We start from the raw sequence: 13697 nt of genomic DNA, 5'->3' as shown, positions 1-13697 counted from the left end.
AATTTAGTTTTGGACTACAAAAAGCGATAAAAATGTGCCTTCAGAATCGGGTATTTGTGCTGCCTCAACCCCGTTTATCGTCAGGTGGCTAATGTATCCGGGAGCAACACCTTCCTGAATAATTTTGTAAGTATTATTATTTAAAATCTTAAAATCCATAATTCCGCCCAACTGAGGTTGCCCCGCATCAAACATAGTCCCATTTTTATAGATGCTGGCTACATCTGTAAGATACAGATTGTTATTGTCAAAAAGCATAGAGGTAACTGTAGCTACGGTTGGAAAAGAGGTTTCTGAACCGGTAGTTATGTTTTTATAATAACCACCATTATTTGCCGTTCCATAAGTATATACTTCGTTATTGTTTACAGCCAGGCCATTAAGTGTGGAAAATGGAATCTCGTTAAAAACAGTGTTTACATAATAGCCATTAATACTCGAATCGCGATTATTAGTGCCGGTTATATAAACAGTATTGTTTACGACTTTTATTTTTGAATAGTTCTGAACATAACCGCCATAATTGTGTACTGTGGTCTTAATGCCGTTTTTCCAATAAACAAGACTGTAATCTTCAAAAGTTATGACCCTTCTTTTCGTATAACCCACAAAATAAACATCATTGCCAACCACTTCAAAATCAGTAACAGTCACAACTTCATCATCTGCAGAGCTAAGGCTTGTTTTTAAATTAGTCAAAACGCCATTTTTCCAGAACATAGGGAATGTTTCCGTAGTTGTAGTTCCAACACCAATTCCAAGAACATATACATCATTATTTACTACCATAATCTTGTTGGCAGTAGGAGCATTGATTCCGCCGGAATTCAATAACACAAGCTGGTTGTTTTTCCAGTAACAAGCCTGGCTGTTTTTCTGACCGGCAACATAAACATCAACAGAGTTATTAGTTGGCACATTTGACGAATCCACAACCGAATCCTCACTACAGGAAATTTGCAACAACCCGGTAAATAGAATCAGAGAAAGTAAAATCTTTTTCATAAGTAAAATAAATTGGAGTTAATATACTTTAATTTTATGATAAGAGTGAAAAAAGTAAAAGGGTTGCAGTAAAAAAGTAAAATAAATAAAAAAAATAAAATTTTTGCTTGCGATGCGATTGCTTCTAGTCAAAGGTTACTAATGAGCAAAGGCTTTGAGAGGTTAAGTCTGCGTATTTTGCAGATAATAGAAAAGAGTTATTAAAAGTGAATTTTGAGTCTCTTTATCGTTGTGGTATATATTTCTAGATAATCAAAGATTAAAAATAAAAGATATAGAGAATTATAGCAATAAAAAAAGCCTAAACAAATTGATGTTTAGGCTTTCTGTGGTACCTCCAGGAATCGAACCAGGGACACATGGATTTTCAGTCCATTGCTCTACCAACTGAGCTAAGGTACCGTTGCTAATGCGGGTGCAAATATAGAACGATTTTTAATTTATCCAAAACAATTTTTAAAAAAAATCAATTCGTAACTTCGCAAAAACAAACAAAAGGATATGCTTTTAGCAATTGATGTTGGCAATACTCGAATTAAAGGTGCTGTCTTTGAGAATGATAGTCTTTTGGGGTATTTTATTTTTCTCAAAAAAGATTTTAGAAAAAATATTGAAAAAATTTTAAAAGATTTTCCAAAAACAGCCTTTTTGGTTGTTGCTTCGGTTGGAAGTCTGGACAAAAATGATTTTTTAGACTTTGGAGAAAAGCTGAAAGTTCATTTTATATCCCATGAAGATAGTTTCCCGTTTGTTAATTTATACGAAACCCCAAAAACGCTTGGCATGGACAGAATGGTCCTGGCTGCCGGAGCGGTACTGCAATTTCCAAAGCAAAACAGGCTGGTGATTGATGCCGGAACCTGCATCACTTATGATTTTGTAGATGAAAATGACAACTACCTTGGCGGAGCGATTTCTCCAGGTTTGCGCTTGCGCTATGAAGCGTTGCATAATTTTACGGCCAGGCTTCCGTTATTAGAGTTGGACAGTCCTAAAAGTATCATTGGAAATTCGACCAGCCAATCCATACATTCCGGGGTTGTAAATGGAGCCGTTAATGAAATAGACGGTTTTATAAATGACTATAAACAGCATTATTCAAAATTTACGATAATTTTAACGGGCGGTGACGCAGAATTTTTGGCTAAACGATTAAAAAATACCATATTTGCCAATTCAAATTTCCTTTTGGAGAGCTTGAGCCATTTATTTCAATACAAAATCAAAAATGATTAAAAAAATTATAGTAAGCCTGGGTTTACTTTTTTCATTAGCGTCTGTAGCACAAGAAGGATCGGCGTCACCTTATTCGTTTTATGGAATTGGAGATGCACGATTTAAGGGTACAACCGAAAACAGGTCGATGGGAGGCTTGAGTATCCTGCCAGACAGTATCCATATGAATTTGCAGAACCCGGCAACATTTGCGTCTTTGAAATTGACAAGCTTTACTGCCGGAGGAAGCTTTAGCGTTAGCAACCTGAAAACAAGAGAAGCTACGGCAAAAGCCCAAAGAACCACAATTGATTATCTGGCTGTTGCATTTCCGGCAGGGAAATTAGGGGTAGGATTTGGTTTGATGCCTTACACTTCTGTTGGATATAAAATAAACTCATTTTCTGATGTTGAAGGAGTTCCTGACAGGTCATACAGCGGAAAAGGTGGAATGAATAAAGTATTTCTTGGGGCAGGATATCAGATAACATCCAAGTTAAGTCTGGGTGCGGATTTTAGCTATAACTTTGGAAGTATTGAAACCAAAAGCCTTCTTTCACAGGATGTGCAATATGGTACAAGAGAAATGAATGTGTCTGACCTGAGCGGTGTTTCTTTTAATACCGGATTGGTGTTTACAACAAAAATTAAAAAATTGGATTTTGTTTCCAGTGTGACGTATAGTCCTCAGGCCAATCTGAAATCAGAAAATGAAAGAAAGATTGCTACGTTGGTAGGAAGCAGCCAATCTGAAATTGTGGTAGAAGAAAAGGAAATTGAAGTGGCCGATTCTGATTTGAAATTACCAAGCAAATTTGCTTTTGGACTCGGGTTAGGAAAAAAAGGAGAATGGTTTGTTGGAGCTGAAGTAACACTTCAGGAAAGCAGCAAATTTGGGAACAGGTACAATGACATTACCAATGTTAGCTATGAAAATGCCACAAGATACAGCTTGGGAGGTTATTTTGTTCCGGATTATGATTCTTTCACCAGCTACTGGAATAGGGTTACCTACAGAGCCGGTTTTAAATACGAAAATACAGGATTGGTTGTAGGTGATACTTCAATCAAGGATTATGGAATGACAATGGGATTAGGATTGCCAGTAGGCGGAACAATCTCAAACCTGAATATTGGCTTTGAATACGGAAGAAAAGGAACGACCCATGCAGGTCTTGTCAAAGAAACCTACGCCAATATATTTTTAAGCTTATCTTTAAATGATAGATGGTTTGTAAAAAGAAAGTATGAATAAAAAAAACTTGTTTGGTAGCAGATTGGCAGTATTGATTTTTGCCGTTCTGGGTTTTAATTTTGCAGCAAAAGCACAAAATCCGGAATGTAAGAACAAACTTATTGCATTTGAAGAATTTATTCGGGAAAATAGCTATGACCAGACAATTTACAACCGCTGGAAGGAATTAAAGCAACAGTGTCCTACAGAAAGTGAAACCATCTACCTCTTAGGTGAAAAAATATTGAGTCAGAAAGTTGACCAGGCCAATACGGCTGAAGAAAAAAGTCCGTTGATTACGGAACTTTTAAATTTGTATGACGAACACGACAAAGTTTTCCCGAATAATAAAAGAGGAAACAGAATTAATAAAGCACTTCTGCTTTATGAGAACAAATCCGGTGACTCGCGTGAGATTTTTACTTTTCTGGACAAGGCTTTCCAGTTAGACAATACCGAATTTACCAATCCGGAGGTTCTGAATATTTATTCGGAATTGCTCGTGTCTCAATACGGGAAAAAAGAAATTGAGCTTACATCAGACCAGCTTTTGACAAAACTGGACCAGATAGCTGAAAAAGTGCAGGTTGAATTAAAAAAATCAAATCAGATTAAAGACAACCTGACGTTAAAGTCGCAAACGGCAAAATTAACGGCAGAAGAGCAAAACAGCCTGCAGCAGTCAAAATTAAGTATCAGTGAATTGACGATTGTGGCTGAAAATGTAAATGCTGGAATAGATAAGCAGGCCAATTGCGAAGTATTGCTTTCATTCTACCAGAAAAATTTTGATAAAAATTCTGAAAATGCATTGTGGTTGGAGAGAGCTTCTGACAGGTTGGATGCTAAAAAATGCAAATCGGATTTCTTTGTAAAGGTTACCGAAAAACTTTATGCGTTAAGTCCTACCGCAAAATCAGCCTATGCTATGGGTATGATTGCCAGAAATGCCAAAAACACACCGCAAACAATTGAATACTTTACCAGGTCGGCAGAATTACAGACAGATGTCAACAAAAAAGCAGAGCTTTACTATCTGATAGCAACTACTTATGGCTATCCTGAAAAGGAAAAAGCCAGAGCATTTGCAAAAAAGGCATTGGAAATAAAACCGAACTTTGGGAAATCCTATATTTTTATTTCCCAGCTTTACAGCTACAGTACCAGAGACTGCGAAAGCAATAATGCTTTTGAAAGTAAGGCACTGTTCTGGCTGGCGGCAGAAACAGCAAAAAAAGCAGGAACAGTTGACCCGTCAATGAAAAAGACTGCCGATCAGCTTGCGGCCGATTTTACCAAGAAAGCACCATCCAAACAGGAAATTTCTCAGGCTAAAAGAAAAGCAGGAGAGCAGATTTCATTCAAATGTTGGATTGGCGAATCAGTAAGCATTCCAAAATTATAATATGATTTCCAAGAGCAAGATAGTATTCCCTGCTGTATTTGTACTACTGGCCGGTTTTTTGTTTTCTTGTGAAAGCAATTTCAAAGGTGTCCAGAAAATCAATGTTTCAGCTTTCACGCCTGTTGGTGAAGCAGATACCATCAATTTGAAATATACAGATTCCGGCAAAGTAAAGGCAATATTGGTCAGTCCGAAAATGCTGGATTTTTCAAATGCATCATTCCCTTATACTGAATTTCCTAAAGGAGTTGATGTGACGTTATATGACAATAACGGTAAAAAAAGCTATGTTTCTTCAGATTATGCCATAACCTACAAAGGAACCGATATTATCGACTTGCAGGGAAATGTAAAAATCACTTCCGAAGACGGTAAAATACTGGAAACTACCCAATTGTATTATGACCAGAAAAGGGAATGGTTCTTTACGGAAAAGAAATGCAAGCTTACTTTAGGACCTGGCAATGAATTCTATACGAAAGGATTTGATGCCAGCCGTGATTTTAAAGATATCAACGGTCAGGTGTTTTTTGGTGAAGGACAGGCAGACGAATTTTAAACTTCAAAACAATTATAATGGTTTACCTAAAATACATTCAGTATTTCTATCTTATTGCGGCAATTCTTTTTGCAGTTGATGGTTTTGTACAACTTAATTCAGCCGAAAGAAGTCCCTGGCTGAGTTTTTTCTTTGCAGCAATTGCGCTTTTTATGTTTTTCTTTCGCAGGAGATTTGCAAAGAAATATGAAAACCAAAACAAAAATAAATAACATTTATTTCCCTGTTTTCCTTACTTTTTGCGGATCTTTTACAGGTCATTCAAAAAAAACTTCATCTTTCTCGGAAAATATGGGTTTACTCCTTTTATTATTAAATAGATAATTGTATTTTCGCCCTCTGAATTTAAAAATTAACAATAAAAAATGGCAGTTTTATCAAAAATTAGACAACGATCATTACTTCTTATATTTGTTATTGGTTTTTGCTTATTAGCATTTGTTGTTGGTGACCTTATCAACAGCGGTGGTTTCAAGCAGACTTCAAAATACGTTGGAAGTATCAACGGAGAAGATATTTCATTTGAAGATTTTAGAAGTAAAGTCGATGCAGTTGAAAAAGGCGGTCAGGGAATCTCATCGTCTCAAGCAGCAAATCAGGTATGGGAACAGGAAGTTTCTTTAGCTTTGCTGACAGAGCAGTTTGAGAAATTAGGAATCAGAGTAGGTGAAAGCCAAATCCTGGATGTCCTTAAACAAAGTCAGGATATAGGGCAAAACCCACAATTCCAAAACGCAGCAGGCCAGTTTGATTATCAAAAATACAAAGAGTTTTTCCAGTCTAATCCGGAATTGACAACTCAATTGAGAGAAAGAGAAACTCAGGCGGCTATTAATGCAAAATATCAAATCTACAGCACTATGCTAAAAGCAGGTTTGATAACTACAGAAGCTGAAGGAAAATTACAATATGAGATGGAGTCTGATAAAGTAACTTTTGATTATGTTGCTTTCCCATTCTCAAACATAAAAGACAGCGAAGTTCCGGTTTCTAATGACGAAATCGTTGCTTACATGAGAAAGAACGAGAAAAAGTTCAAAGCTGATGAAACACGCGAATTGCAATTTGTTGTAATTGATGACAAACCTTCTAAGGAAGACGAAGAAGAAGTGAAGAAAAACATTACTGCTTTGCTTTCTCCTAGAGTTGTTTTCAATGAAACTACAGGTAAGAATGATACCATCAAAGGTTTCAAAGACATTACAAACAACCAGGAATTTGTTGATGCAAATTCAGATGTGAAATACGATTCAACTTATGTAACTAAAAACAACCTGCCTGCACAATTCGCAGACCAGTTATACAACCTGCCAACAGGTGAAGTTTTTGGACCATACATCTATAACGGATACTATGCTATAAGCAAATCATTAGGCAAAAAAGCTGGAGCCAGCGCTAAAGCAAGCCATATTTTGGTGAGCTATGCAGGAAGCAAAATTCCTAATCCTGCGATAACAAGAACAAAAGAAGAAGCAAAAGCGAAAGCGGATGACCTATTCAAACAAATCCAGGCTAATCCGGCTATTTTGGAATCATTGGTTGCAACTAATTCTGATGACCAGGGTTCTCTTCAAACCAGAGGTGAATATGACAACATCGTTCCTGGGCAAATGGTTAAACCTTTCAACGATTTCGTATTCAACAGCCCAATCGGAAAAGTAGGTCTTGTTGAAACAGAATTTGGTTTCCACATTGTTAAAGTAATTGATAAGCGTGATGCTGTTCGTTTGGCAACAATTGCACAAAGAATCGAGCCATCTGAAGCAACCAGCGATGATATCTTCAAAAAAGCAACCAAAATTGAAATGGAAGCTAAAGACAAAGATTTTGCTACAGTAGTTAAATCTCTTGGATTGACAGTAGCTTCGGCTAATGTAAAAGCACTTGATGAAAACTTTGGAAGCTTTACAAACCAAAGACAGGTAGTAAGATGGGCCTACAATAAGGAAACTTCTGAAGGTGATGTAAAACGTTTCAACGTTCCAAACGGAAACCTAATCGTGAAACTAAAAAAGATTAACGAAGAAGGATTGATGGCTATCTCTGATGCAAAACCAATCGTTGAGCCAATCCTGAAGAATCAGAAGAAGACAGAAAAGATAAAGCAAATCATGAAAGGTGCTACTTTGGAAGAAGCAGCAAAAGCGGCAAAAGTTTCTGTTGCAAATGCTACAGACCTTACATTGCAAAATCCAAACCTTTTAGGATTCGGAGCGGAACCAAAAGTTGTAGGTACTGCTTTTGCAACTGCACCAAACAAAGTTTCTGACCTGATTGAAGGTAGAGCAGGAGTTTTCAAATTGCAAACAAAGAGTGTAGTGAAAGCACCTGCAATTAAAAACTACGATACTTACACAGCCAGACTTAAAGCTATGAGCGGAGCTTCACTTGGAAGAATTATCCCGGCTTTAAAAGATAAGGCTAAAATCAAAGATAACCGATTAGATTTCGGATTCTAAGAGATAGAGAATAAAAAAATCCCGACTTTTAGTCGGGATTTTTTATTTTAAAATCATTTCGTCATAAGTAAGAATAGTAGGGAATCCTTTCTCTTTAAAATAATCGGTAGGGTCATTTTTAGAAAGCGCCAGTACAAAATCACCTCCCCAGGCACCAAGGCTTTTGACTACGCCTTTAAAATCACTGAAATAGGTTTCCTGTATGGTTTGCATTTCCAGAACATCACTTAGAATCATTTCATGCTTTTCAATCAGATAGGCAAATGTCTTTAAGTCTTCGGCTTTAAGAAGAGCTTCGGTAATCTGGTCTATTTTTCGGGATACTTCAGCAATATTATTTTGCTTGTTATAATAGGAAGCAATGGCTGCTTTGCTGCTTTGCTTTCGGTTTAAGTAAACGAAATACATGTTGCGGGTAAAATCCGGATTGAAAACGATTTCTTCAATTCGGGGTCTGTCGTCCTGCAGCCAATACAGAATAGGAGTGTCTTTTTGGGCACACGCAATATCATAGCCGCTTCCTCCAAAACTTTTGCGAAGCAGTTCAAAAGCATCAATATCGAGCCACTGGGCAATATTATTAATCAAGGTAGAAGAAGTCCCAAGTCCCCAAAGTTTCGGGAAAGTAAGTTCGGTGGTAATGGTATAGCCTTCGGATGCTTCAATAAATTCTGGATTCAATAGATAAGCCTCGTGCAAAATTTCAATCAGCGTAGTTTTGATTTTGTCAGAACTGAAAGATTCTTTTTTGATGATGCTTTCAAAAGTAATGTTGTCTTCAAACCAAATACTTCCATCCTTATCGAAGCTTTTCCAATCCATTTGATTGTTTTTGCCGTTTTTAATGGTCAGATTCTGTCCAAATTTGGTCGGTAGGGCCAAAGCCCTTGCACCGTCCAATACGACATATTCTCCGGTGATAAGAAGTTTTCCGTTGCTATAGAATGTCTTTTTCAAGAGTATTTAGGATTTAACTTTTCTTAAATCATTTACATATTCCACAACAGCCACATGAGAAACAGGATGGTGCTCAAAATGTTTCACAATCTTAATTCTTTCTTCGTCTGTAGCTTCCAGTTGATTGATGATGTTGCCAAGGTGCATTTTCATATGGCCTTCCTGAATTCCTGTTGTTGTCAGTGAACGCAATGCGGCAAAATTTTGGGCCAGTCCAACAACAGCTACAATCTGCATCAGTTCTTGCGCAGAAGGTTTTTCAAGCATTTCCAAAGCCAGTTTTACCAGAGGATGCAAAGAGGTCAATCCGCCCACAGTACCTAAAGCAAGAGGCACTTCCAGCCAGAAATGAAAAATGCCGTTTTCAATTTTAGCATGCGAAAGACTTTGATAGCGGCCTGATTTGGAAGCATAGGCATGTACTCCGGCTTCTATGGCACGGAAATCGTTTCCGGTAGCCAATACCACGGCATCAATTCCGTTCATGATTCCTTTGTTGTGGGTAACGGCACGATAAGGTTCGACTTCTGCTATTTGTACGGCCCGAACAAATTTTTCTGCAAAATCTCCCGGATTGCTATTCTTTTCTTTTAAGTCTTCTACCTTGCAGGATACTTCGGCACGAACAATACAGTTTGGAACGTAGTTCGACAGTATGCTCATGACAATCTGTATGTTTTTTTCCTCTTCAGAAAAAATCCCTGACGATTGGGCTTCATTTTTTAAAGTCTTGGCAAATTGTTCCAGGCAGGAATTTATAAAATTCGCTCCCATCGAGTCTTTGGTCTCAAAAGTCGCGTGGAGTTGGAAATAATCAGGAAGCAGGTCTGTTTTATCTTTGAGCAAAATATCCAGGATACCGCCACCACGTTTCTGCATATTTTTGGTAATGCTTTCTGTTTCTTCGAAAAAACGGTTTTTGATTTCTGTAAAAAACTTTTCCAGTTTTGAAGCATCACCTTTGTAAAGAAAATGAACCTGGCCTATTTTTTCGGTATTGATGACAGTAGCTTTAAATCCGCCTCTTTCCGACCAGAATTTTGCTGCTTTGGCTGCTGCCGCCACAACAGAACTTTCTTCAATTGCCATAGGAACAGTATAAAATTTTCCGTTGATTAGAAAATTAGGAGCAATTCCCAAAGGCAGGTAAAAGTTGGTAATCGTATTTTCTATAAAATCATCATGCAGTTTTTGAAGCCTGGTGTCAGAATTCCAGTAATTTTTTATAATCGCTGTAGCTTCTTCCGGATTTGAAAAATAGTTTTCGGCAATCCAGCTTATTTTTTCCTCTTTGGATAGTTTTGAAAATCCCGAAATGGTTTTGTTCATTATCTAACAGTTATGTCTTTAAATAGTACTGCAAAGATACTGTTTCAGACAGTTCTTTTTAACTGTTTAAAGTATGATTTTATGAAAGGTGTTTGAAACTTTGCACCGAAATATTTCTAATACGTTTGGTTTGCGACTCTGCGTCTTTGCGAGCAACTATTTCACGCAATGACGCAGAGCCACAAAAACGAAATTGCCACAGGTCAATTACTCCTTAATAAAGGTCATCTTTTTTGCCATTTTTTTCTGCCAGCCGTATGGCAGTATAGAATGGCCGTTTTCAACCATTTTGTTCATTTGGGCAACAACGGTGTCCTGTATGCTTTTAGGCAGGTTGTAAAAATCAGCATCGATGCTAAAATTCCGTTCGTCATCCAATACTCCGTTCTGTATACGGATTCCGATTTTTTTACCTTTATAATAGGTCAGTATTTTGATTCTTCCGTCGTCGTAGCCATTGAGGCCATTTGTTCCATAAAAAAGTATAGGTTCAATAATTCCGTCCAGGTCAAAATCTTCTACATAAATATATTTTGTCCAAAACCAGATGCTGTCTTCCCCGTCTTTTTTGGAGTCATTGGTTTCAAAAGTCTTGGTCCAGACATTATTTTCTATCTTAAAGTTAAACGCTTTAACGGCATTATTAAAATTGCCTTCTTTCGATGTATTCATTTTGTCTTCGGTCAGAACCAAATAATATTTTCCGGTTTTGTCCTGATAATCGTAAACCTTCCAAATTGAAAAATTAATACCTAATTCTTTCTTTTTTTCATGGGTAAAGATTTCATTTATTTTCTCCTGGGTCAGTGTTTTGTATTTGCTATTCGGTTCGTTTTTGGAATCGGGTTGTGAAATCTCGTTGATTTTTTGGGCTAGAATAGCGATGTTTTTTTGTTCAATGTCAGAAAATACTATAGTGTTATTATTGGCAGAAGGTTTATACCATGAAAATTGTTTGAAATGTCGGGAATATTCTTCATTGGAAAAAGTATAACCTTTTCTTGCGTACATTTCATTTTTCAAAAGTTTCAAGGCAGGTACGTTTAGATTTTGTATACTGCTTTCCCGGATTATTTCGGACGAACATTCTGAACAATCCTTCAGGTTTTGTGCATTGATTGTAAAGGAAATCAGTAAAAAATACAATAAATAATTTTTCATTCGAGGCGGGATTTGTTCAAACATAATGGTAAAATAACAATAGAAACTGGCTGATAGAAAATTTTTTATAAGTTTTATATCGGAAACATTTGAAATTTAGAGATTAATCAAAATTACAAAAATTGCATTTAACACAAAAAATCAAGGTTTATTCCGATTTTTTCACTAAAATTGACAGTTTTTTTACCTTAGCAAAATATGATGAATTCACGAAAGATTGCCGCATTGCTTTTTTTTATCGGCATGTCGGTTTTTGGCCAGCAAAAAATCACTCTCGAAGAAATATGGGGAGGTGCTTTTAGGGCTGAAGGAATGGACGAATTACAATCCTTAAAAAATACCAACCAATATACTGTATTAAATTTTGACAGGCCGTCAAGGAGCATGCAGATTGATTTGTACGATTATGCAACGCTGAAAAAGGTTGCTACGCTCATTGATACTAAAAATCACAAAGACCTGCCGATGATTGACAGCTATATTTTCAATTCCAGTGAAAATAAAATGTTGATTGCCTGCAAATCGGAGCAGATTTTCCGCCACTCTTTTGTAGCAGACTATTATTTATATGATATCCAGACAAAACAATTGACGAAATTGTTTGACTTTAAAATACAGGAACCTACCTTTTCTCCTGATGGAAATCAGATTGCCTATGCCAAAGACAATAATTTATATGTTTACAACCTGCAATCAAAAACGACCAAACAAATTACAACCGACGGAAGGAAAAATGCCATCATCAATGGTATAACCGACTGGGTTTATGAAGAAGAATTTTCTTTTGTAAGGGCCTATGACTGGAATGCGGCAAGCGATAAGATTGCTTTTATCCGTTTTGATGAGACCGAAGTGCCTGAATTTTCGATGGATTTATACAGCAGCGGACTTTATCCAACACAACAGGTTTTTAAATATCCAAAAGCCGGAGAAAAAAATGCTTTAGCTTCTCTGCATGTATATGACCTGAAAGCCAATGCTTCCAAACAGATTAACTTAGGTAATTATAACGATTTTTATATTCCGAGAATTAAATGGACAAACGAAGCGAATGTCCTTAGCGCCCAGGTTATCAACAGACACCAGAACAATCTCGATTTGCTTTTTGTTGACGGAACTACCGGTGCAACAAAAGTGGTTCTAAATGAAAAAGATAAAGCCTATGTGGATATTACAGACAACCTGACTTTCCTAAAAGATAACAGCTTTATATGGACCAGTGAAAAAGACGGCTACAATCACATCTATCATTATGACAAGTCAGGAAAGCTGAAAAACCAAATCACCAAAGGTGCCTGGGAAGTTACGGCCTACTATGGTCTTGACGAAAAAACAGGAACTGTTTTTTACCAGTCTGTAGAAAACGGTTCCATTAACAGGGATATCTATTCTATCAAACTTAACGGAAAAGACAAGAAAAGACTTTCTTCTGCAACCGGAACCAATTCGGCTACTTTCAGCCCGAACTTCCAGTTTTATATCAACACTTTTTCAAACGTATCGACTCCGGCACAATATTCGTTAAATGATGCCAAAACCGGTAAAGAAGTACAATCAATCAAAAAGAATGAAAAGCTGCTTTCGAAATTGCAGGGGTATAATCTGCCGTCAAAAGAATTTTTTGAGCTGACTACAGAAAAAGGGCATAAGCTAAATGCCTGGATGATTAAACCAAAAGATTTTGATGCTTCTAAAAAATATCCGGTTTTAATGTTTCAATATTCCGGCCCGGGTTCACAGGAAGTTAAGAACAGCTGGCTCAACACAAATGATTTTTGGTATATGATGCTTACGCAGCAAGGCTATATCGTGGCTTGTGTTGACGGAAGAGGAACCGGTTACAAAGGAGCCGATTTCAAAAAAGTAACCTATAAAGAATTGGGGAAATTTGAAGTAGAAGACCAGATTGATGCGGCAAAAGTGATTGGAAAATACAATTATGTTGACAGCAGCAGAATAGGAATCTGGGGTTGGAGCTATGGAGGTTTTATGTCGTCCAACTGCATATTGAAAGGAAATGATGTTTTCAAAGCGGCAATAGCTGTTGCTCCGGTAACCAACTGGCGTTTCTATGATTCAGTCTATACGGAACGATACATGCAGACTCCACAGGAAAATGCTTCCGGATATGACGAAAACTCTCCAATCAATCATGTTGGCAAATTAAAAGGAAAATACCTATTAGTACACGGAACGGCAGATGACAATGTTCACGTACAAAATACGATGCTGATGATTGAAGCCTTGGTTCAGGCCAACAAACAATTTGATTGGGCAATTTACCCGGATAAAAACCATGGAATTTATGGTGGAAAAACCAGATTGCAACTCTATACAAAAATGACAAACTTTATTAAAGATAACTTATAGTAC

Annotated in this window: 11 protein-coding genes and 1 tRNA gene; 7 read left to right on the top strand and 5 right to left on the bottom strand. The window is 37.0% G+C overall.

Annotation, left to right across the window (positions count from 1 at the left end; genetic code table 11):
• Nucleotides 1-3: 3 nt before the first annotated feature.
• Both B0G92_RS00700 and B0G92_RS00695 read right to left on the bottom strand, forming a co-directional pair.
• The gene (locus B0G92_RS00700; RefSeq protein WP_101470734.1) at nucleotides 4-1005 is read right to left on the bottom strand and encodes a hypothetical protein; all 1002 of its coding nucleotides are present in this window, start codon (nucleotides 1003-1005) and stop codon (nucleotides 4-6) included.
• A gap of 329 nt (nucleotides 1006-1334) precedes the next feature.
• A tRNA-Phe gene (locus tag B0G92_RS00695) sits at nucleotides 1335-1407 on the bottom strand.
• A 99-nt stretch (nucleotides 1408-1506) separates the two neighbouring features.
• Between B0G92_RS00695 and B0G92_RS00690 the strand changes: the two genes are divergently transcribed.
• The 6 genes from B0G92_RS00690 (at nucleotide 1507) to B0G92_RS00665 (ending at nucleotide 7877) form a co-directional block, all read left to right on the top strand.
• A complete protein-coding gene (locus B0G92_RS00690; RefSeq protein ID WP_101470733.1) occupies nucleotides 1507-2241 on the top strand; it encodes a type III pantothenate kinase in 735 nt (244 codons plus the stop codon).
• Nucleotides 2234-3475, top strand: coding sequence for a BamG family beta-barrel-assembly machinery protein (gene bamG, locus B0G92_RS00685; protein WP_056072166.1), 1242 nt, complete (start codon nucleotides 2234-2236; stop codon nucleotides 3473-3475). Before B0G92_RS00690 ends, bamG begins: the two co-directional genes overlap by 8 nt.
• The gene (locus B0G92_RS00680; protein WP_101470732.1) at nucleotides 3468-4859 is read left to right on the top strand and encodes a hypothetical protein; all 1392 of its coding nucleotides are present in this window, start codon (nucleotides 3468-3470) and stop codon (nucleotides 4857-4859) included. The genes bamG and B0G92_RS00680 overlap by 8 nt, the downstream gene beginning before the upstream one ends.
• A gap of 1 nt (nucleotide 4860) precedes the next feature.
• Nucleotides 4861-5418: an LPS export ABC transporter periplasmic protein LptC gene (lptC, locus tag B0G92_RS00675; RefSeq protein ID WP_056072170.1), complete on the top strand. Its 558-nt coding sequence runs from the start codon at nucleotides 4861-4863 to the stop codon at nucleotides 5416-5418.
• Between the two features lie 17 nt (nucleotides 5419-5435).
• A complete protein-coding gene (locus B0G92_RS00670) occupies nucleotides 5436-5630 on the top strand; it encodes a hypothetical protein (protein WP_056072173.1) in 195 nt (64 codons plus the stop codon).
• Between the two features lie 153 nt (nucleotides 5631-5783).
• The gene (locus B0G92_RS00665) at nucleotides 5784-7877 is read left to right on the top strand and encodes a peptidylprolyl isomerase (protein WP_056072176.1); all 2094 of its coding nucleotides are present in this window, start codon (nucleotides 5784-5786) and stop codon (nucleotides 7875-7877) included.
• 42 nt (nucleotides 7878-7919) lie between these two features.
• On the opposite strand, the gene B0G92_RS00660 is transcribed toward B0G92_RS00665, so the two are convergent.
• The 3 genes from B0G92_RS00660 to B0G92_RS00650 form a co-directional block, all read right to left on the bottom strand.
• The gene (locus B0G92_RS00660) at nucleotides 7920-8834 is read right to left on the bottom strand and encodes a GYDIA family GHMP kinase (RefSeq protein WP_101470731.1); all 915 of its coding nucleotides are present in this window, start codon (nucleotides 8832-8834) and stop codon (nucleotides 7920-7922) included.
• A 6-nt stretch (nucleotides 8835-8840) separates the two neighbouring features.
• Entirely contained in the window at nucleotides 8841-10163 is a 1323-nt protein-coding gene (locus B0G92_RS00655) for a hydroxymethylglutaryl-CoA reductase, degradative (RefSeq protein WP_101470730.1), read from the bottom strand.
• A 207-nt stretch (nucleotides 10164-10370) separates the two neighbouring features.
• The gene (locus B0G92_RS00650) at nucleotides 10371-11324 is read right to left on the bottom strand and encodes a YARHG domain-containing protein (RefSeq protein ID WP_180326384.1); all 954 of its coding nucleotides are present in this window, start codon (nucleotides 11322-11324) and stop codon (nucleotides 10371-10373) included.
• A 201-nt stretch (nucleotides 11325-11525) separates the two neighbouring features.
• Here B0G92_RS00650 and B0G92_RS00645 point away from each other — a divergent pair, with 201 nt between their 5' ends.
• Nucleotides 11526-13694: a S9 family peptidase gene (locus B0G92_RS00645; RefSeq protein ID WP_101471985.1), complete on the top strand. Its 2169-nt coding sequence runs from the start codon at nucleotides 11526-11528 to the stop codon at nucleotides 13692-13694.
• The last annotated feature ends 3 nt before the right edge of the window (nucleotides 13695-13697 follow it).

This window comes from Flavobacterium lindanitolerans (assembly GCF_002846575.1).
Classification (GTDB): domain Bacteria; phylum Bacteroidota; class Bacteroidia; order Flavobacteriales; family Flavobacteriaceae; genus Flavobacterium; species Flavobacterium lindanitolerans.
The sequence above is the reverse complement of the archived record's forward strand: the minus strand, read 5'-3'. Positions and strand labels throughout refer to the sequence as shown.